Below are 18,653 nucleotides of genomic sequence, written 5' to 3' on the forward strand. Positions count from 1 at the left end.
TATATGGTCAGTTATGAACATGGTTCAATCCGCTCAGGACACTGTTTTTTCACCTGCTCTCTGTCGTGCGGCCCGTGGGTATCTGGACTGGACGCAGGAGGAACTGGCGTTGCAGTCGCTTGTCTCCCGCAGCACCATCCGCGACTACGAAGGCCAGCGCCATGGTGCGCACCGATCGACCGAGGCGCAGCTCAAACTGGCCTTCGAGAAGGCAGGTCTGCGCTTCACCAACGACAATGGTTTTCCAGGCATCTTCTGCTCTTCTCCACGGGAAGGCTAGTTGAGGCGGGCTCGAAACGTGCCCTCCTCGCGCTTTTATCACGCAGGCTGCTCCTGCAACGCCTCCCGATTCCGGATCTTTCTGCGGTTTCGCCAGTCCCCGAGGAAAAGCAGGATCGGGGCGGCAATGAACACCGAAGACGACGCTGCGATGAAGATGCCGAAGACCATCGGCACGGCAAAGCTCTCGACCGCACTGCCACCCCAGACCGCCATAGGCACCATGGCGAGGAAGGCTGTGGCGGAGGTGTAGAGGCTTCGGGCCAGCGTCTCGTTGATTGACAGATTGATCAGGTCTCGGAACGGCATTGCCTTGTAGAGACGCATGTTCTCACGCATTCGGTCATAGACCACCACCTTGTCGTTGACGGAGTAGCCGACCAGCGTCAGCAATGCCGCGATCGCCGTCAGATTGAAGTCGAGCCCTGTTAGAGCGAAAAAGCCGATCGTCTTGGTCACGTCGAGGATCAGGGTCGCGATCGCACCAACGGCGAACGGCCAGTCGAAGCGCACCCAGATGTAGACGAGCATCGCCAGCGACGCGAGGATGACCGACGTCAGTCCTGCCGTTGCCAGTTCGCCGCTGACCTTGGGACCAACCACCTCGGTTCGCTCGATCCTGGCCGAGGCGTCGATCGTCTGGATCGCCTCGCGGACCTTTGTGACCGCGTCGGTCTGGGCCTGCTCTCCCCCCGGCTGCCGCTCGAGGCGCAGCATGACGTGATTGCTGTCACCGAACTCCTGCAAGGCGACTTCCCCGAGGTTCAATCCCTCGATCCCGGAGCGGAGACGGCCTAGATCGGCGGGCCCGGTTGTCGACAGTTCAAGTTGGATGCCGCCCTTGAAATCGACGCCGTAGTTGAGGCCGGGCGTGATGAACAGGATGATCGACGAGATCGACAGAAAAGCCGAAACACCGATACCGAACAGGCGCGCCTTCATGAAGTCGATCCTGGTGCCGTCCTTGATCAGCTTGAACGGCAACAGCGGCTTGATCGTGATCGTCTTCAGTTTCCAGCGGCGAGCGATGGCAGTCATGGCAACACGGACGACGGAGACGGCGGTGAACATCGAGATTGCGATGCCGAGGCCCATGGTGACGGCAAAGCCCCGCACCGGACCCGAACCGAACCAGAACAGGAGCACGGTTGCGATCAGGGCAGTGACATTGCTGTCGATGATCGTCGAATAGGCCTTGGCGAAGCCCTGGTCGATGGCCGCGAAGGCCCCTCGCCCCTTGGCCGCCTCCTCGCGGATACGTTCGTTGATCAAGACGTTCGCGTCGACCGCAAGACCGATACCAAGCACGATCCCCGCGATCCCGGGCAAGGTGAGCGTCGCACCAACGATAGTCAGCCCTGCAAAGGTGAGGATGACGTTCAGGGTCAGAGCGAGCACAGCCAGCAGGCCCCAAGCGCCGTAGAGCGCGACGATGAAGGCGACGACGAGGCCGAAACCGGCAAGACCCGATACGATGCCCATTTCGATCGCGTCGCCACCGAGGTCGGCGCCGACGGTGCGTTCTTCGATAACGGTGAGCTTGGCGGGGAGCGCACCGGCGCGCAAGAGTGCCGCGAGCGTATTGGCCTCATCGACCGAAAAGTCCCCGGAGATCTGTCCCGCTCCACCTGTGATCGGCTCACGGATGACCGGCGCGCTCAGGACCTTGTCGTCGAGCACGATGGCGAAGGGTCGGCCAACATTGTCGCTCGTGATGCGGGCAAAACGCTCCGCGCCGACGCCATCAAAGCGGAAGGAGACGACCGGCTGACCACCCTGCTGGTCGAACTGGACGCGCGCATCGGTGAGCCTGTCACCGGCCAATAGCACCGTTGCCTGAACCGGATAGCTGCGACCTTCATCATCCCTCAGCGTCTCGACGCCTGCAGCACCCGGTTCGCCGAGCAGATGAAAGCTCATTTTCGCGGTCGTGCCGAGAAGCGTCCGCAGCCGTGACGGATCCTGCTCTCCGGGAAGCTGGACGAGAACACGATCTCCCCCGACGCGCTGGATGGTGGGTTCGGCCACGCCGACCTGATCGACACGCTGGCGAATGACTTCGAGGCTCTGGTCGACGGCATGGCCGAGGCGCGCCGTGATACCCTGTTCGGTTGGCGCCATGCGGACCGTGTCGCCGCCGCTTGTGGAGACGTCGAGCTCCGGCAGGCCGGTCCCGGTGACGGTGATCGCAGGGTTGTTGAGCACCGAAAGCGCCTGTCTTGCCGCATCAAGCTGGGCGGGGTCAGCCAGCGTGACAGCAAGGGCATCGCCGTCGCGGCGGATGCTGCGCGTCTGGATGCGGGCTTCGAGCAGTGTGGTACGCGCTTCCTGGGCGAGACTTTGAAGCCATTCGTCGACCATGGCAGGACGATCCACCTCCAGAACGAGATGGGATCCGCCGCGCAGATCGAGGCCGAGAGAGACGCGCTCATGGGGCATGAAGGAAGGAAAGCGGGACAGAGTTGCGTCGGAGAGCACGTTTGGCAGAGCCACGAGCAGGCCGAGCACGATGACGAGCATATAGCCCATCACCTTGGCGATAGAGTTCTTCATCTGATAATCCAGCATTCTGCGACCGCTGCTTGACGAGCAGTGGCGCAAGCGGTTCGAGCCATCACGGAGATGGCGGCAAAACGGTCAGGCGAGGGGCTGGATCGTCGGGGGTGCGCGCGACCGATAGGCCAGCGGCGAATGAAAGAGAGCGCGGTCGGAAAGGACCCGTTGGGCCAGATCACCGTGCCGGCGTGTCCAGACGGCGTGGATCTCCGGGGCAACAAAGCCATCACCGGCCTCGCCCGGCCTCAGCTTCGGTCGCGAGGACCGTTCGGATGCGCTGATATAGCGGGTGTCACTGGCGGCGCCGGCAACCAGTTGTCCGGCATCCGAGCTGGTCAGGACGCTTGCGCTGGAAGATCCGTGGTGAAGACGACCAAAAGCATCGCCGCCGAACACCAGGAGCAGCGAGGCAAACAGACTTGCAATGACGGCTTTGAGGTGTGCGCGCTGCCGAAGCGGCGTGTGATGCCTCAAATCTTGATCATCCATGACCATCCTTCCGAGGACGGATGTGGCATATCCGAAAGCATTTTTCCACCCAGCAAGCTCGAGCCTCCTCTATTGTCGGACCGCTTGCCTTCAGCCGGCGTTCTGGTCGATGGACCGCGCTTTAACGTGCATGTGATCGAAATGCAGGTCATCTGGCCTTTGCGAAAGTGGTGGCGAGCGATCGAGAAGGCGAGCCTTGTGCCGCGCAGATCCCTCTCCGCCCACGTTTTCAATAGCATCCGATCGCGATCTTTGATTGTACACAGCTCCGGACAACCGACTGTCACAATTTCGTTGCAGGTTCATATGTTTTCGTTTTGAATGCGGGACGCTTCAAACGAAGCGCGCTCACGCAGATCTGGGAGGATCTGACGTAGGGCAAGTCTTGGCCAGCCTGTCGCTTGGCCAGGTGGAACATCAGGGAGGCACCATGTCCACGAAACGTTTCGCTGCATCCGCGGCGACCCTCGCCCTTTCGCTTTCTTTCGGCTCTTCTGCCTTTGCCGCCACGGAACTGCAGTGGTGGCATGCCATGACCGGCGCCAATAACGAAGTTGTCGACCAACTGGCCAAGGAATTCAACGAGAGCCAGAGCGATTACAAGATCATGCCCGTCTTCAAGGGCACCTATCCGGAAACGCTGAATGCCGGCATCGCCGCATTCCGCTCCAAGCAGCCACCTGCTATCATTCAGGTCTTCGACGCTGGCTCGGGCGTCATGATGGGCGCTGAAGGCGCTGTCGTTCCGGTTGCTGAAGTGCTGCAGAAGGGTGGCTTCGAGTTCAACAAGTCCGACTATCTGGCCGGCATCGTTGCCTACTATTCGAAGCCTGACGGCACCATGCTGTCCTTCCCCTACAATTCGTCCTCGCCGGTTCTCTACTACAACAAGGATACCTTCACGAAGGCCGGCCTTGACGCAGAAAACCCGCCGAAGACCTGGCCGGAAGTCTTCGAAGCCGCGCGCAAGATCAAGGACAGCGGCGCTGCTCCCTGCGGCATGACGTCGACCTGGCTGACCTGGATCCAGACCGAGAACTTTGCCGCCTGGAACAACGTGTCCTACGGCACCAATGAAAACGGCCTTGCCGGCGGCACCGTCGAACTGAAGGTCAATTCTGATCTCTACGTCCAGCACTTCCAGTCGATCGCCGATCTGGCCAAGGATGGCGCGTTCCGCTACGGCGGCCGCACTTCGGAAGCCAAGCAGCTGTTCCTCTCGGGCGAATGCGCCATCATGACCGAGTCCTCCGGCGGCCTTGGCGACATCGTCAAGTCGGGCATGAACTACGGTATCGGCCAGCTTCCCTACTACGAAGGCAATGGCCCGCAGAACACCATTCCGGGCGGCGCCAGCCTCTGGGTCTTCGGCGGCAAGAGCGATGAAGAATACAAGGGCATCGCCCAGTTCTTCAACTTCCTGTCGCAGACGGAAATCCAGGCACGCCTGCACCAGGTTTCCGGCTATCTTCCGGTGACCAATGCGGCTTATGAAGCGACCAAGTCCTCGGGCTTCTACGAGAAGAACCCGGCGCGCGAAACGCCGATCCTGCAGATGACCGGCAAGGCTCCGACCGAAAACTCCAAGGGCGTGCGTCTGCCGAACCTGCCGCAGGTTCGCGACATCATGAACGAAGAGTTCGAAGCCATGCTGGCCGGCTCGCAGGATGCCAAGACGACGCTCGACAAGATCGTCGAGCGTGGCAATGCAGCCATCGCTTCCGTTTCCAGCAACTGATCTGACCGAATGACGACACTGCCCGCATCGCAAGGTGCGGGCAGTGCTTTTTCCATGGCCGGCTGAGGAGCATCGCCTTGCACACGGTTCACTTCCCGAACAAAATCCTGCCCTATCTGCTGTTGGCGCCCCAGATCATCCTGACGCTGGTCTTCTTCTTCTGGCCCGCAAGCCAGGCGATCTACCAGTCCATGCTGAGGGAAGATCCGTTCGGGCTCAAAAGCACCTTCGTGGGCTTCGCCAATTTCTCCAACATTCTGTCGGATCCGAATTACCTGCACGCGTTTCAGGTGACGATCGTGTTCAGCGCGCTGACGGCTCTCGTCTCGATGGCGGTCGCGCTGCTTCTGGCCACGGCGGCCGACAAGGTGGTCCGCGGCCAGACCTTTTACCGCACGCTGCTGATCTGGCCCTATGCCGTCGCCCCTGCCGTTGCAGGCATGCTGTGGCTCTTCATGTTCAACCCGGCCATGGGAACGCTTGCCTATCTCTTGCGCTCCACAGGCTTTGATTGGGATCCGCTTCTGAAGGGCGACCAGGCCATGGCGCTCATCGTCTTCGCCGCCGCCTGGAAGCAGATCAGCTACAACTTCCTCTTCTTCGTTGCAGGCCTTCAGGCGATCCCGAAATCGCTCATCGAAGCGGCCGCCATCGACGGGGCCCGTGGCAGCCGACGGTTCTGGACCATCATCTTCCCGCTTCTGGCGCCGACGACCTTCTTCCTGCTGGTGGTCAACACCGTCTACGCCTTCTTCGACACCTTCGGCATCATCCATGCCGTCACCGGTGGCGGCCCGGCCAAGGCGACAGAAACGCTGGTTTACAAGGTTTACAACGACGGCTTCGTCAACCTGAACCTCGGCTCATCCGCAGCGCAGTCCGTCATCCTGATGATCATCGTGATCGGCCTGACTGCCTTCCAGTTCCGCTTCGTCGAGAAGCGGGTTCATTATGGCTGAGGACCGGACATGATTGAAAAACGCCCCATCGCCAATATGATTGGCCACCTGATCCTCGTCATCGGCATCATCGTCGTTGCCTTTCCGATCTACTACACCTTCATCGCGTCCTCGATGAGCTCGCAGGATATCATCCGGCCGCCCATGTCGCTGTTGCCGGGCGACCATCTGGTCGAAAACTACACGGAAGCCATGTCCGGCGGCGTGGAGCGCGTCGTCGGCGTGAGCCTCGAACGGCTGTTGTTCAATTCCTTCGTCGTCGCGATCGCGATCGCCGTCGGCAAGATCATCATCTCGTTCCTCTCGGCATTCGCGATTGTCTTCTTCCGCTTCCGGTTCCGGATGTTCTTCTTCTGGATGATCTTCATCACCCTGATGCTACCGGTCGAGGTACGCATTCTGCCCACCTACAAGGTGATCGTGGATCTTGGGCTGATCGACACCTATGCGGGGCTCACGCTCCCGCTGATGGCGTCAGCGACGGCAACCTTCCTGTTCAGACAGTTCTTCCTGACCATACCGGGCGAACTGGTTGAAGCTGCGCGCATCGACAATGCCGGGCCGTTCCGCTTCATGAAGGACATCCTGCTGCCGCTGTCGACCACCAACATCGCAGCACTCTTCGTCATCCTCTTCATCTATGGTTGGACCCAGTATCTCTGGCCGCTTCTGGTCACGAACGATGCGAAGATGAATACCATCATCATCGGCCTTCGCCGCATGGTCGATTTCACCGACGCCTCCACGCCCTGGAATTACGTCATGGTTACGGCGATCCTCGCCATCATCCCTCCCATCATCGTTGTCGTTCTGATGCAGCGATGGTTCGTCAAAGGTCTTGTGGAGACAGAAAAGTAATGGCCCAGATTGTTTTGAACGATGTCCGCAAGATGTATGGCAATGTCGAAGCCATCAAAGGCGTGTCTCTGGAAATCGCCGATGGAGAACTGGTAGTTCTCGTCGGGCCATCCGGCTGCGGCAAGTCCACGCTGTTGCGCATGATTGCCGGCCTTGAGAGCATCTCAGGCGGCGAGATCGCGATCGGCGACCGGGTCGTCAACCAGCTGGAACCATCCGAGCGCGACATTGCCATGGTGTTCCAGAACTACGCGCTCTACCCGCACATGACCGTCCGCCAGAACCTGGCTTACGGTCTGAAGAACCGCAACACGCCGAAGGACGAGATCGACCGCCGCATCGAGCAGGCGGCCAAGGCACTGGAGATCGAGCAGTTCCTGGAGCGCAAGCCCCGCCAGCTTTCCGGCGGCCAGCGTCAGCGCGTTGCCATGGGTCGCGCCATCGTCCGCGAGCCGGCGGCCTATCTCTTCGACGAACCGCTGTCGAACCTCGATGCGAAGCTGCGCGTGCAGATGCGCGTCGAGATCAAGCGGCTGCAGCGGTCGCTCGCCACAACCAGCGTCTACGTGACCCACGACCAGATGGAAGCGATGACGCTCGCCGACAGGCTCGTTGTACTGAATGCCGGGCGTATCGAACAGGTCGGCACGCCGATCGAGCTTTACGAGCGCCCGGCGACGACCTTCGTGGCAACCTTCATCGGGTCACCCTCGATGAACCTGCTGCAGATGGCGAAGAAGACCGACAGCTGGTCGATGACGTCAGATGCGTCGGTCCCGTCGGGCACCGCCACCCTCGGCATTCGCCCGGAAGATCTCCACCTGATCACGGACGTGCCGGGGGACGAGATCTTCACGGCGAGCGTCAAGGTCGCGGCAGTCGAACTGGTCGGGGCCGAAAGCTACGTGCACGGTACGCTTACCGATGGCAGCGACATCGTCTTCCGTGTGGCGGGTCGCTCGCGGATCGAGATGGACGACATGGTGCAGATCGGCGCGAAGCCATCGGACCTGCACTACTTCGATGCAAACGGCGCACGTCTCAACTGAGACCATCCGTTCGATACATCAGCGGGGCCTTCCGGCCCCGCTTCGATGGGTGCCTGACAGGGTCCGAGACCTCAGTCTGCCCGTTGGACGCTCGACAGGTGGTTCAGGAGAAACCGGTGTGTGCCGGGATTGGCGACGATCAGCAAACCGGATTTCTCGAAGAACTCCGGTCCCCGGCCCCACCAGTCGGTCACGACCCCACCAGCTTCTTCCACCAGAAGAATCCCGGCTGCCGTATCGACGAAACCGGTCTGCTCGAAGTAGCCGGTAAAGCGACCGCAGGCGACATAGGCGCAACAATTGGCGGCACTGCCGAGAACGCGGACGGCGCCGATCGGTGCGCGGATCGCATCCAGCCGTGCATAGGCGCCGGCATGCATGGAGAGGTTGGGCGTGGGAAGGCCGGTTCCGACCACCATCTGGCTGACATCGGCGCTGTCGCGCATTTCGAGCCGCTTGCCGTTGAGGTAAGCACCCTGCCCTTTGACGGCCGTAAACATCTCGTCCGTCACCGGATTGTAGACGAGGCCGCAGATCGTCTCTCCGGTACGCCGCAATGCAATCGTGATCGTATAGTCGAGACCCCAGAGGAAATTGGTGGTTCCGTCGATCGGGTCAACGAGAAAGCGATAGGTGTCATCCACACCCTTGACCGGCGGAAACTCTTCTCCGCTGAGGCTCCAGTCGGGATAGCGCGTCAGCAGGTGATCGCGGATGAGGGTTTCGGACTGCTCGTCGGCAATACTGACGAAATCGCCCGGTCCCTTCACGCCGATTTCGAGTGTCTCCCTGCGATGAAAATGCTCAAGCGTCAGCGCGCCGGCGCGCCGCGCGGCCTCGACCATGTCGGTCAGGACGATTGTGGGATCGATGGACATCAAGCGGCTCCTTCGGCCAATGCAAACAGGAGACCCTCGGGGTCATCCGTGGTGATCTGGTCGACCCGCAGGTCGAGGAGACGGCGGATCTTTGCAAGCGTGGCCGAATTGATTGACCGGATCGTCCAGGCATCGACACGCCGGTTGTCGTCGTGCACGGCGCCGATGAGATCGGCGCCGGCTGCATCGGCCGCCAGAATGAGCTCGTAGTCGAGATAGATCATCGCCGCTTCCGGTGCCGTCTTCAGTGCAGCCGCAATAAAGCGCGAGAAGTCCTCCCGGGATTGCAAGTCATCGAGTACGCCGACATAGGTCGGGTCGTATCCGGTTCTGAGCCCAGGCGTGGCGGCAGCCAGAGACGCGACGGCAGTGCTATCGCCACCCGAAAGGATCATCGCATGCGCCACCTTGGAAACGGCCGCCGCAAAACTGGCAATGACGGCCGGCGACAGGCGCGACAGGTCTTCCTTGTAGTCGAGCTGCAGAAGGGCATCGCGATGGGCAGGATTTGCAGCCAATAGGTCACAGAGATCCTCGAGCAACATGACCCGGTCAGCGATCGGCTCCCCGTCGTTTCCGCGCAGGAAAAGCCGGCGCAGCGTTTCGGCTGATGTCTCGCAGACCAGGCCGGATCCGGTGGTGCCGTGATCGAGTTCGAGATCGTGCAGGATCGCAAAACCCTTGTCGGCATGCACCACGAGATCCACCTCGACACTCGCGCCGAGACGCATGGCGTCGAGAATGCGGGTCGGCGTGAATTCGGCGTCAGAGGCTTTTCTCCGCGCCCGGTGCCACTTGATGAGGGTCCGGTGACCCTGGTGGTCGAGGGATATGGGGTCAGGCTGCATCAGAGGACCGGTAGAGTTTGACGTTGTCGCGGAAGGCGGCAAAGGCGCGGGGACGCAGATCCACGGCGTGGCCGGAACTGAAGGGTTCGGGGCTGCGCACCATGGATTTGAGCCGCGTACCATCGGAGAGATGGAGATCGACCAGACCATGGGTTCCGAAATCGGTCACGCGGTGGACAACTGCCGCGCCATCTTCCGTGCTGACCAGATCGAGCGCTTCAGGCCTGACGGCCAGTGTGACCGGGCCATCCGAGACGGGCATGTCCACAGACAGGTCGGGATGCACGAAACGGCCGTTCTCGACCTTGCCTTCGACGAAGTTCATCGTGCCGATGAAGCCAGCGACAAAGGGCGTTTGCGGATCGCGGTAGATGATCTCAGGCCGATCGGCCTGCTCGGTCCTGCCATTTTGCATGACCACGATGCGGTCCGCCATCGAGAGGGCCTCGTCCTGCCCGTGGGTGACGAAGAGCGTCGTGATCTTCAGGCGAAGCTGGATGTCGCGCACCTCCTCGCGCAAGCGCTCCCGAAGATGCTGGTCGAGGCTTGCGAAGGGCTCGTCCAGAAGCAGGATCTTCGGCTCGAGGATAAGAGAGCGTGCGAGTGCGACGCGCTGCTGCTGGCCTCCCGAGAGCTCGTTGGTCATGCGTCGGTCGTAGCCCTTCAGGCCGACCAGCTCGAGCACGCCCTCGACCCTGTCACGGATTTCGGCAGCGGGCCGCTTGCGCAGCTTCAGCCCGAAGGCGAGGTTGTTGAAGACATTCATGTGCGACCAGAGCGCATGGCTCTGAAAGACCATGCCCGTCGGACGTTGCTCCGGCGGCAGACGCGTCACGTCCTGATCGTCGATCGCGATGGTACCCGCTGACGGCTGTTCGAAACCACCCACCATGCGCAGCAAGGTCGACTTGCCGGAGCCGGAAGGCCCGAGCAGGCAGACCAGCTCGCCATCCGCGACATCGAGCGAGACGCTGTCGACGGCGGTGGTTCCTGCCCCAAAGATCTTGGAGACCGCGCGTATGCTCAGTTTGGACATCTTGGCATTCCTGTAAGGCTGTTGTTCATCCCCCAAAGCCCTTGGCAAAGGCGTTGCCACCGATCACCCGGCGGGCGAACATCAGGGCGATGAAGGAGGGGACCCAGAGCATGACGGACAGGACCGCGCCGAACTGGATGACCATCTGGTTGTTGATGAAGCTGATCATCAGCACGGGCATGGTGCGGATGCCCGGCGCGCCGATCAGCCAGGCGCCTTCCGTCTCATAAAAGGTGCCGACGAATGTCAGGAGAAGGGCCGCCGCGATGGTGGGCGCGGCCTGGGGCAAGGTAATCGACCAGAAGACACGGAACGGGCCTGCACCCACGTCGCGGGCAGCCTCTTCCATGCGGCGATCGACGGCCTGGAATGCGGCAACCGGGATCCAGATCATGAACATCAGCGTGTTGACGAGCTGGATAAGCGCCACACCCCAGAAGGTGCCGATCAGGTCTAGCTGCAGAAAGATCGCGGCGATGGCGACGAGGAGACCGAACTTCGGGAAGGCATGGCCTGCAAGAAACGAGAAGAACAACAGGTCACGGCCTGGAAACCGCATCCGCGCAAAGGCATAAGCTGCCGGCAGGCAGATGATTGCGGAGGCAAGCGTCACCACGGCCGAGAGCGTCAGGCTGAGCCATAGCGCGCTCCACACATCCGAACGGTTGAGCGTCTGCTCCCAGAACCGCAGACCGAACTGCTGTGGCAGGACGTTGGGATAGCGCCAGACCTCGGTGAAGGCCCAGATGCCGACGACGAGCAGAGGCACGACGACGACGATCGAAAGCACGAGTGCGAGCAGCATGCCGGTGCCATCGATCCGGCGCGGCGGGGTTATGGATTCAGTCATTTGCCTCATCTCCCCTGGTTGCGGGCGACGGAGCGCACATAGAACAGGCCAAAGACAATGCAGAAGCCGAAGGTGATGACAGCCTGGGTAATCGCTCCGACAGGATCGTTCAGGTCCCGGAACGTGCGCTGCATGAAGGGACCCATCATCTCGGGCGACGCGGGGCCAAGTAGATAGGGCAGCGTAAAGGCGGAGAAGATGCCGAGTACGGCGAAGGAGAGTGCCACCAGGATGGAGTTGGTGATCTGCGGCAGAATGATGTGCCGGAGAACCCGAAGCCGGCTTGCACCGACATCCCGCGCCGCCTCGATCGCCATGTTGCTCACCGAGCCGAGACCCGAGAGCAGGATCAGCACCGTCAGCGGAATATTGTCCCACACCAGTCCGATCACAGGCCCCCAGGGCGTGAGATAGGGCGTTCTCAATTTCGGCAGGCCGGCGAAGTTCAAGAGCAGGTCGACCATGCCATTCGGCCCGAGCACGCGGATGAGAGCATAGGCGAGAATGATCGATGGAACGAACATCGGCAGGATGGCAAGCGCCTGCACATAGGAGGCGATACCGCCCTTGGCAAAGCGCAGGTAAAGCGCGATCGGAAGCGACACGACCAGGAGCAGCAGGGCACAGACCGCTGTGGTCCAGAGCGTCAGGCTGAGATTGTTGAGACTGTAGGCGTCGGAAAAGAAGAAGATGTAGCTCGACAGGTCGAAATCTGCCTCACCATCGGGCGACGTCCGCCACACGGTGCGCAGGACGGCACTGATGATTGGCCAGATGACCAGCCATCCGACGAGCGAAACCGGCAAGGCGACGAGCAGGAGGCCAATAAGCCCCCTGCCCGACATGGTTCTGGATACGGCAGACGCACTCACGCCTGAACTCACGACTTCCGGTCGATGGTCGGTGCCACATTGCGGTACCAGCCGTCATTGACGGCGACTTCCCAGGCGCCCGACGGGAAGGTCGGAATGCTGTTCGGGATGATAGCGGCAAACTGTTCGCGCAGATCGGCGGAGACATGTTCCCAGCTGACGCCGGGGAAACCGCCGAGCTCGGAGAGGATGGCACCCTGGATCTCTTCGGTCAGGACGAAGTCGGCCAGCTTCAGGGCTGCGTCGCGGTTCTTGCCATTGCTCAGCACCACGGCGCGCGAGAAGTTGCCGCAAAGAGCCAGATCCTGGAGCTGCACGATGGCAGTGGTTTCCGGCAGGACGCCCTGGGCGATCGCCTGGAGAACCTGGTCGGACCAGACCGGGGTCATGGTCACAACGCCCTGGGCGAGCAACTGGATCGACTGGGTGTTGCCGGAGGAGTAAGCGCCGTTGTCGTAGAGCGACGGGGCGATGTCCTTGAGCAGTTCCCAAGCCTTGCCGAGGGCCTCATTGCCGAAGGCTTCGGTGTAGTTGTCGACCGTGAATGCCTTGGGGTCGAGGCCGTTTGCCTGATGGATGGCACGACGGACGAAGTTTCCGCCCGAACCACCCTTGTCAGGGCGGTTGTAGACGAACTGGCCGGGGTTTGCCTTGATCCAGGCGACAAGCGCATCCCAGGTCTTCGGCGCATCGGCAGCCGACAGCTTGGTGGTGTCATAGGCGAGAAGCACCTGGCTGCCGCGATAGGGCAGCGAGAAGTCGCTGTCGATCGCGAGCGGGTTGACCTTCGCATAGTTCGACAGGCCAGCTTCCTTCATGTTGACGTAGAGGCCCGCTTCGATGGCGCCCTTTGGCAGACGCGGATCGGTATGCTCGAAGTAATCGGCCTGCGGGTCGGTATTCGTCTGCATTGCCGCGATGGCGCGCTCGGCGATCGACTGGATGCCTGCATTGTCACCGGCATCGACGAGATTGAGCTTCACGCCCTCATGCGCCGCTTCGAAAGCCGGCTTGACCGTGTTGGTCCAGAAATCGAGCACATTGGCATCCGAGCCGGTATACCAGTCGATCTGGCCTTCGGCTGCAAAAGACAGCTTCGGCAGGATCATCATTCCGGCAACGGTGCCGGCCGTGGAAATCAGGAATGCGCGACGCTTCATCGTCTTCTCCCTTGGCTGCCGCGCCACTCGGCGTCGGCTTACAATCAAACCCCGAGACACCGCGACATTGACCCAGACGGGCCTGCAGCCTGCATCTCTCGAAATGCTTCGCCCGGGCACGCCTGCAGAGGGACCACCGCCTCGGCCCCTCTGCAGGTCTGCACCATGCGCTTGCACATGCGTGCAACGCGCTTGAACGTGCATTTCCGTCCTACAGGGATTAGACGAAGGTTTGATGACACCAGCGCAATGCACACGCGTGCATTAGGTCGTCCCGGGTTGGGGACGAACGGAGCGGCGCCAGACGGCAACCGGCTCGAAGACCGCTCCGTCCCCCTGCGGAGCCCCTGTCAGGTCTTGCACTTCCGTCAGGAGACTAACGACATGCGCCGCTATCCGATCGAGTGGCTGCTCGAAGGTTGTCAGGCGATAGGCTTCCCAAGAAGCCTGTTCGATATTGTCGAAGCCGATGACGCAGAGATCTTCCGGGATCCTCAGGCCGAATTCGAGGCGTGCCCCATCCATGAAGCCGATCGCCAGCAGATCGGTGACCGAGAACACGCCGTCCGGAGGTTCCGACCGGGCATAGACGCGTTTGGCGGCCTCGAAACCGGCGCGATAGCTGGTAGCGTCCGCCTCGAAGACGGTCACCCTGATCGCTTCAGCGGCTGCCGCCTCTAGGAAGCGCGCTTCTCTCTCCACCAGGCTCGGGGTTCGAGCAGCCGAGGTTAAGATCCCGAGGCGTTGGCACCCGGCCCGTTTCAGGAGGAAAAGCGCCTCTCTTGCGGCCGTCGCATTGTCCAGCCCGACATTATCGCAGCCTTCCAGACCGTCGTCGCGGTTGATCAGGATAACCTGTTGGCCGTTGGCAAGCGCCGTTTTCACCAGTCCCGTCGATGGCGTTCCCGACAGGACCACCGTCGCATCAGCGCGGTAGTGCAAGGTGAGCTTCAAGGCGTGATTGACGCTTGCCTCGTCACTCTCGGTATTGAGAACCACGGTGATCTTGCCGGCTGCCTGAAGCTTGCGGGTCAAGCGGTCGACCATCGCCGCCCTGACGGGCGTGGTCAGATCAGAGACGATCAGACAGACGATGTTGCTGCGCTCGCGCAGTTGGCGGGCCAGATGGTTGACGTGATAGCCGAGCGCCTCGGCCGCTTCGACGACCTTTCGACGCGTTTCCTCAGACACGCTCGCGCCATCGGTAAAGGTACGCGACACGGCCGAACGGGACACGCCGGCGCGCTCGGCAACCATTCTGGCGCTGACAAAAAGCGGCGAGCCATTCTTACGCATGCAGCAAAACCAATAGAGAGTTAGGGGCTCGATTCGAAAAGCCCGGTTGCGGGCCTGACAGAACGGGACAGAGGGCGCATTACGCGTCTAGTGTGACACAAATTCGTGAGAAGGGTGAAGCAGACGGTTGAGGCACCGGGCCGAAATTGGTTGCAATTCGTACCGATTAGGGGTTTTCGACATACTAGACGAGGCCAAATTCTGAAGAACGGACAGCTGAGCCTCAGCCTTCATTTCGCCCGCTTCTTAAGAACTTGGTAAGAATTCATTCCTGTCGGAGGTCTCCATGGCGCTTGGCGCATCGCATCGTTTGCAGGATGGCGTCCTTGCCGTCGAAACCATGACCCGCTTTGCGCTCGCCGTTCTGGCCCTTGCGTCCGGTGTCTACACCTATCTGGGGGTTCGCAGCCTTCTCGATGGCTCACCGACCGCGGTCTTCTTTGCCGCCATCATCTATTCGGCCTCGGTCTCGGTCGCGATTTATGCCTTCTGGTCCTACATGGCGCGCTTCTACCCCCATGTAACCGGCGCTGCGGCGCGCGGCGCCATGATCGGCGTGATGGCACTCGGCTGCGCGATGATCATTGCCATGTCGAGCTGGCTGAATGCGGCGGCGCTTGCAGGCTCTGCGGCGCTCGAACAGCATCTCGCAGAGACGGTGCAGGACTACACGGCGGATCTCGATCAGGCGCATCAGAATGCGCTCGCCGCCCAAAGCCTGTTGCCAGACATCCAGCGGACATCGGAGCGCTTTTCGCGGCTCGCCGAAGATGAACGGCAGAATGGCGCGCTCACCGGCACCACTGGTGCGGGCAGCGTCGTTCAGCTTCTGACGCAGATGTCTTCGCAGCTGAGCGAACTCGAGGCCGGCATTGTCGCATCGCGCGAGCGGGTCACGACGCTGTTTGACCAGGGACGCGCTCATCTGGCGACCATGCGAACGCTGGTTTCGGCGCCCGGCGCAATTGCACCCCGCAGCGACGAGTTCTCAGCCGAAGTTGTGGCGCTCTCCGGCGTCATCACGTCGCTCGAACAGACCTCAATTGCCCCCTCCGTCAAGCGGGCCGCCGATGACCTTTCACTCGGCTTCATCGCGCCTGTTGCCGATGGCCGGGCAGCCGATCTCGCGGAGCGTCAGGATCAGGTCATGCAGACGATCCGGACCTCGGTGTCCGCCCAGTCTCAAGTGCTGTCTGAGGCTGCCGACGAAATTCTCGCGCGCGAGCCGGTCGCGGAGCGGCGCTTCGTACCACTGTCCTCGGCAGAGGCCGTTCTGCGTTACGCCGCAGATTTTATTCCGGCCTGGGCGGGGGCGATTTCGATCGATCTTCTTCCCGCCGTCCTGGTCTTCATCCTGACCGTGGTGCACGGAGCGATCCGGCGACAGGAGGAGCGTATGCCCTTCGCACAGCGCATTACCGCAGCCGAATTGCTGGAGGCGCTTGAGGTACAACGCGCGCTCAATCGACAGGGGATCGATGTCGAGCAGGCGCTCCAGTCCGCCGAGGAGGAGGACGAGCGTGGGCGGATCGATTCCAACATCACCAGCCTCGACATGTCCGCCAAGGCGCCACGCAAGGGACCACCCGCGTGAAACCAGCTTCGCTCGCCCTGCGCCTGAAAACAGCCATTGTACATGCCGATGACGGTTTGCTGATGCGCAGCGCCTTCTTCGGGCTGCTGGCGGCTGCAGGCGCCTTCCTGTTCACGGACCTCAGGGAGATGAGCCTCGCGCATGCTACGCTTCCCGGCCATGATCCGATGACCACGGATGCCCCCGTGCTTCCGCCGGCGCTGACGGACGGTACTCCCCAGTTGCCCCCGGTGGAGCCCGGCAGTTCTCCGGAAACCCTGCGCCAACCGATGCGGTTCGAACTGCTGACCGGTGGCTTGCTCACAGCGGAAGGTTCGATCGATCTTGGTGCTGCGGAGCGATTTGCCGAGGAAATCGCTGCTCGCGGCGAATATGTTCAGGCAGTATCCCTGAATTCGCCGGGAGGCTCCGTCAATGATGCCCTGGCCATGTCGAAGCTGATCCGGGAGAAAGGCATCAACACCAAGGTGGCGAGCAAGGCGCTCTGCGCCTCTTCCTGTCCTCTGGTCTTTGCCGGCGGCGTGGCGCGCGAGGCAGAAGAGGATGCCATTCTCGGCGTCCACCAGGTCTTCAATGCCGGGCAAGACCGCCCCTCGCCCGAGCAGGCGATGTCCGGTGCACAGAGCACCACGGCGCGCATTGCCCGGCACCTTGAGGAAATGGGCATCGGCAACGGGCTCTGGATCAACGCGCTCGAAACGCCTCCGGACCGGCTCTACTACCTAACGCCGGAGGAGATGGCGGAGTTCAAGCTGGTCACGACCCCTGTGGCAACCGCGAAGCAGGCAGACTGATCTGCGTCGACGGGGCCTAGTTCCCAGACAGGTGCGCGACGGCACGCCTCTGTGCAATACGCGTCAGGCATAATCCCGGAGCATGGACGAGAGCGGCATCCGGACGCGCAGCTTCATGCTGAGAAGCGCAAGCCCAGTGATCTTGCGTTGCAGGAACATTTTGTCCGGAGCCGGCAGCGCCCATAGCGCGCGATCGGCAAAGATCGGTACCGCGCGCTCACGAATTTCCACGAGCGGGCCACGGTCGCTGAAATCAACCAGCCCCTCCGGCGCCTTCAGGACATGATCCAGAACGATCATGATCATCTGGTCCAGTGTCGGCCCGTAGCGGTCCATCTGTGCGCGGGACAGGTAGCGCATCTCCATCAGCGCATGGCGCACCGCCGTCACGCTATCACCGAGGGTCGCCTGCAGGAGGAGATGGTAGTCTCTGGCGCTTTGCGGGGAGACCGGTCGTACCGCGCCGAAATCGAGCAGGGCCACCCGTCCGTCCTTAGGCCTCCAGAGATAGTTGGCGAAGTTCGGATCCGTCTGCATGTGACCGAAGACGAAAAGCTCGCGCAGTGCGAGCTCGGAGATCGCCTGCATGGCCGCATCCCTTTGCGTCTGGGGTGCATGGGCGAGGGTTTCGAGCGGAGCCCCCTCGATGAAATCCATCGGCAGGACCGTCGGCCGCAGGAGTTCCTCCACGGGGGCCGGCACCACGAAGCGGTCGTCATCGGCGAGCAGGCGGCCGAAGCGACGCATTTCCTCCGCCTCGCGCAGATAGTCGGCCTCTTCCCGCAACTGCCGCTTGGCTTCGGCCAGATGTGGCGCAATGTCGAGGCCTGCGGGAAGAAGGCCCGACAGCCGCAAGAAGGTCGCGACATTGTCGATGTCGGAATCGATGCTCTGGAGCACACCGGGATATTGAACCTTGACGGCAACCGGACGGCCTGATGACAGAACGCCCCGATGCACCTGTCCAATCGATGCGGCCGCGATCGGTGTCGTCTCGAACTGGATGAAATGGCGTCGCCAGTCCGGACCCCAGGCGCTGGACAATGAGGCTGCAAGCTGGTTCGGCGGCATGAAATGCGCTGAGGACCGGAGCTGCGCAAAGATCGACTGGAGTTCGGGCGGCAGGAATTCGCCCGGTTCCAACGAGATCATCTGGCCGAGCTTCATGGCCGCGCCGCGCATGCGCGACAGCTGCTCCGCCGCCTTCAGTGCGTTCGACGGCGTCAGCAGCAGGTCTCTCAGATGCGGACGCTCACCTTTCGCCAGGCGGCTCAAGCCCTCGGCGACCATGCCCGAGGCGACGCCACCGGCAATCTGGCCAAGTGCTGCGAGCCGGCTGAGACGCCCCTGAGGGACGGGCCTGTATCGATCACGATCACTCATGACTATCCTTCCGA

17 protein-coding genes are annotated in these 18,653 nt (G+C 61.7%); 7 read left to right on the forward strand and 10 right to left on the reverse strand.

Annotated elements, in window-relative coordinates:
• Nucleotides 1-19 precede the first annotated feature (19 nt).
• A complete protein-coding gene (locus IP85_RS16390) occupies nucleotides 20-280 on the forward strand; it encodes a helix-turn-helix transcriptional regulator (protein ID WP_054150919.1) in 261 nt (86 codons plus the stop codon).
• 38 nt (nucleotides 281-318) lie between these two features.
• On the opposite strand, the gene secD is transcribed toward IP85_RS16390, so the two are convergent.
• Nucleotides 319-2,832 (reverse strand): protein translocase subunit SecD, encoded by a 2,514-nt coding sequence (secD, locus tag IP85_RS16395; RefSeq protein WP_054150920.1) that lies wholly within the window; start codon nucleotides 2,830-2,832, stop codon nucleotides 319-321.
• Nucleotides 2,833-2,916: 84 nt separating this feature from the next.
• Complete coding sequence (locus IP85_RS16400) at nucleotides 2,917-3,324, reverse strand: hypothetical protein (protein ID WP_054150755.1); 408 nt, start codon at nucleotides 3,322-3,324, stop codon at nucleotides 2,917-2,919.
• Nucleotides 3,325-3,754: 430 nt separating this feature from the next.
• Between IP85_RS16400 and ugpB the strand changes: the two genes are divergently transcribed.
• The 4 genes from ugpB to IP85_RS16420 all read left to right on the forward strand — a co-directional run bounded on the left by ugpB (nucleotide 3,755) and on the right by IP85_RS16420 (nucleotide 7,928).
• Nucleotides 3,755-5,062, forward strand: coding sequence for a sn-glycerol-3-phosphate ABC transporter substrate-binding protein UgpB (ugpB, locus tag IP85_RS16405; protein ID WP_054150921.1), 1,308 nt, complete (start codon nucleotides 3,755-3,757; stop codon nucleotides 5,060-5,062).
• A gap of 77 nt (nucleotides 5,063-5,139) precedes the next feature.
• Entirely contained in the window at nucleotides 5,140-6,021 is an 882-nt protein-coding gene (gene ugpA, locus IP85_RS16410) for a sn-glycerol-3-phosphate ABC transporter permease UgpA (protein ID WP_006726481.1), read from the forward strand.
• A gap of 9 nt (nucleotides 6,022-6,030) precedes the next feature.
• Complete coding sequence (ugpE, locus tag IP85_RS16415) at nucleotides 6,031-6,879, forward strand: sn-glycerol-3-phosphate ABC transporter permease UgpE (protein ID WP_054150756.1); 849 nt, start codon at nucleotides 6,031-6,033, stop codon at nucleotides 6,877-6,879.
• Nucleotides 6,879-7,928, forward strand: coding sequence for a sn-glycerol-3-phosphate import ATP-binding protein UgpC (locus IP85_RS16420; RefSeq protein ID WP_054150757.1), 1,050 nt, complete (start codon nucleotides 6,879-6,881; stop codon nucleotides 7,926-7,928). Before ugpE ends, IP85_RS16420 begins: the two co-directional genes overlap by 1 nt.
• A gap of 71 nt (nucleotides 7,929-7,999) precedes the next feature.
• On the opposite strand, the gene IP85_RS16425 is transcribed toward IP85_RS16420, so the two are convergent.
• The 7 genes from IP85_RS16425 to IP85_RS16455 form a co-directional block, all read right to left on the reverse strand.
• Complete coding sequence (locus IP85_RS16425; RefSeq protein WP_054150758.1) at nucleotides 8,000-8,806, reverse strand: inositol monophosphatase family protein; 807 nt, start codon at nucleotides 8,804-8,806, stop codon at nucleotides 8,000-8,002.
• Nucleotides 8,806-9,654, reverse strand: a complete 849-nt coding sequence (locus IP85_RS16430) for a glycerophosphodiester phosphodiesterase family protein (protein WP_054150759.1) — start codon at nucleotides 9,652-9,654, stop codon at nucleotides 8,806-8,808. The genes IP85_RS16425 and IP85_RS16430 overlap by 1 nt, the downstream gene beginning before the upstream one ends.
• Nucleotides 9,644-10,690, reverse strand: coding sequence for an ABC transporter ATP-binding protein (locus tag IP85_RS16435; protein ID WP_054150760.1), 1,047 nt, complete (start codon nucleotides 10,688-10,690; stop codon nucleotides 9,644-9,646). Before IP85_RS16435 ends, IP85_RS16430 begins: the two co-directional genes overlap by 11 nt.
• A gap of 25 nt (nucleotides 10,691-10,715) precedes the next feature.
• On the reverse strand, nucleotides 10,716-11,540 hold the full coding sequence (locus IP85_RS16440; RefSeq protein ID WP_054150761.1) for an ABC transporter permease subunit: 825 nt from the start codon (nucleotides 11,538-11,540) through the stop codon (nucleotides 10,716-10,718).
• A gap of 5 nt (nucleotides 11,541-11,545) precedes the next feature.
• On the reverse strand, nucleotides 11,546-12,385 hold the full coding sequence (locus IP85_RS16445) for an ABC transporter permease subunit (RefSeq protein ID WP_054150762.1): 840 nt from the start codon (nucleotides 12,383-12,385) through the stop codon (nucleotides 11,546-11,548).
• Nucleotides 12,386-12,420: 35 nt separating this feature from the next.
• Complete coding sequence (locus tag IP85_RS16450; protein WP_054150763.1) at nucleotides 12,421-13,572, reverse strand: extracellular solute-binding protein; 1,152 nt, start codon at nucleotides 13,570-13,572, stop codon at nucleotides 12,421-12,423.
• Nucleotides 13,573-13,836: 264 nt separating this feature from the next.
• Complete coding sequence (locus IP85_RS16455; RefSeq protein ID WP_054150764.1) at nucleotides 13,837-14,868, reverse strand: substrate-binding domain-containing protein; 1,032 nt, start codon at nucleotides 14,866-14,868, stop codon at nucleotides 13,837-13,839.
• Nucleotides 14,869-15,154: 286 nt separating this feature from the next.
• On the opposite strand from IP85_RS16455, the gene IP85_RS16460 reads away from it, so the two are divergent.
• Together IP85_RS16460 and IP85_RS16465 are read left to right on the forward strand one after the other, a co-directional pair.
• Nucleotides 15,155-16,462 carry a hypothetical protein gene (locus tag IP85_RS16460; RefSeq protein ID WP_054150765.1) on the forward strand — a complete coding sequence of 436 codons (1,308 nt, stop codon included), beginning with the start codon at nucleotides 15,155-15,157 and terminating at the stop codon, nucleotides 16,460-16,462.
• Nucleotides 16,463-16,524: 62 nt separating this feature from the next.
• Nucleotides 16,525-17,256, forward strand: a complete 732-nt coding sequence (locus IP85_RS16465; protein WP_054150922.1) for a hypothetical protein — start codon at nucleotides 16,525-16,527, stop codon at nucleotides 17,254-17,256.
• 63 nt (nucleotides 17,257-17,319) lie between these two features.
• On the opposite strand, the gene IP85_RS16470 is transcribed toward IP85_RS16465, so the two are convergent.
• On the reverse strand, nucleotides 17,320-18,639 hold the full coding sequence (locus tag IP85_RS16470; RefSeq protein WP_054150766.1) for an AarF/ABC1/UbiB kinase family protein: 1,320 nt from the start codon (nucleotides 18,637-18,639) through the stop codon (nucleotides 17,320-17,322).
• Nucleotides 18,640-18,653: the final 14 nt, after the last annotated feature.

Source organism: Rhizobium sp. AAP116, from assembly GCF_001295785.1.
Classification (GTDB): Bacteria; Pseudomonadota; Alphaproteobacteria; order Rhizobiales; family Rhizobiaceae; genus Allorhizobium.

Bases quoted from the DNA above. Each gene is read 5' to 3' on its own strand.
- IP85_RS16390 (WP_054150919.1), top strand. From the start codon at position 20: ATGGTTCAATCCGCTCAGGACACTGTTTTTTCACCTGCTCTCTGTCGT.
- secD (WP_054150920.1), bottom strand. From the start codon at position 2,832: ATGAAGAACTCTATCGCCAAGGTGATGGGCTATATGCTCGTCATCGTG.
- IP85_RS16400 (WP_054150755.1), bottom strand. From the start codon at position 3,324: ATGGATGATCAAGATTTGAGGCATCACACGCCGCTTCGGCAGCGCGCA.
- ugpB (WP_054150921.1), top strand. From the start codon at position 3,755: ATGTCCACGAAACGTTTCGCTGCATCCGCGGCGACCCTCGCCCTTTCG.
- ugpE (WP_054150756.1), top strand. From the start codon at position 6,031: ATGATTGAAAAACGCCCCATCGCCAATATGATTGGCCACCTGATCCTC.
- IP85_RS16420 (WP_054150757.1), top strand. From the start codon at position 6,879: ATGGCCCAGATTGTTTTGAACGATGTCCGCAAGATGTATGGCAATGTC.
- IP85_RS16425 (WP_054150758.1), bottom strand. From the start codon at position 8,806: ATGTCCATCGATCCCACAATCGTCCTGACCGACATGGTCGAGGCCGCG.
- IP85_RS16430 (WP_054150759.1), bottom strand. From the start codon at position 9,654: ATGCAGCCTGACCCCATATCCCTCGACCACCAGGGTCACCGGACCCTC.
- IP85_RS16435 (WP_054150760.1), bottom strand. From the start codon at position 10,690: ATGTCCAAACTGAGCATACGCGCGGTCTCCAAGATCTTTGGGGCAGGA.
- IP85_RS16440 (WP_054150761.1), bottom strand. From the start codon at position 11,540: ATGACTGAATCCATAACCCCGCCGCGCCGGATCGATGGCACCGGCATG.
- IP85_RS16445 (WP_054150762.1), bottom strand. From the start codon at position 12,385: ATGTCGGGCAGGGGGCTTATTGGCCTCCTGCTCGTCGCCTTGCCGGTT.
- IP85_RS16450 (WP_054150763.1), bottom strand. From the start codon at position 13,572: ATGAAGCGTCGCGCATTCCTGATTTCCACGGCCGGCACCGTTGCCGGA.
- IP85_RS16455 (WP_054150764.1), bottom strand. From the start codon at position 14,868: ATGCGTAAGAATGGCTCGCCGCTTTTTGTCAGCGCCAGAATGGTTGCC.
- IP85_RS16460 (WP_054150765.1), top strand. From the start codon at position 15,155: ATGGCGCTTGGCGCATCGCATCGTTTGCAGGATGGCGTCCTTGCCGTC.
- IP85_RS16465 (WP_054150922.1), top strand. From the start codon at position 16,525: ATGCGCAGCGCCTTCTTCGGGCTGCTGGCGGCTGCAGGCGCCTTCCTG.
- IP85_RS16470 (WP_054150766.1), bottom strand. From the start codon at position 18,639: ATGAGTGATCGTGATCGATACAGGCCCGTCCCTCAGGGGCGTCTCAGC.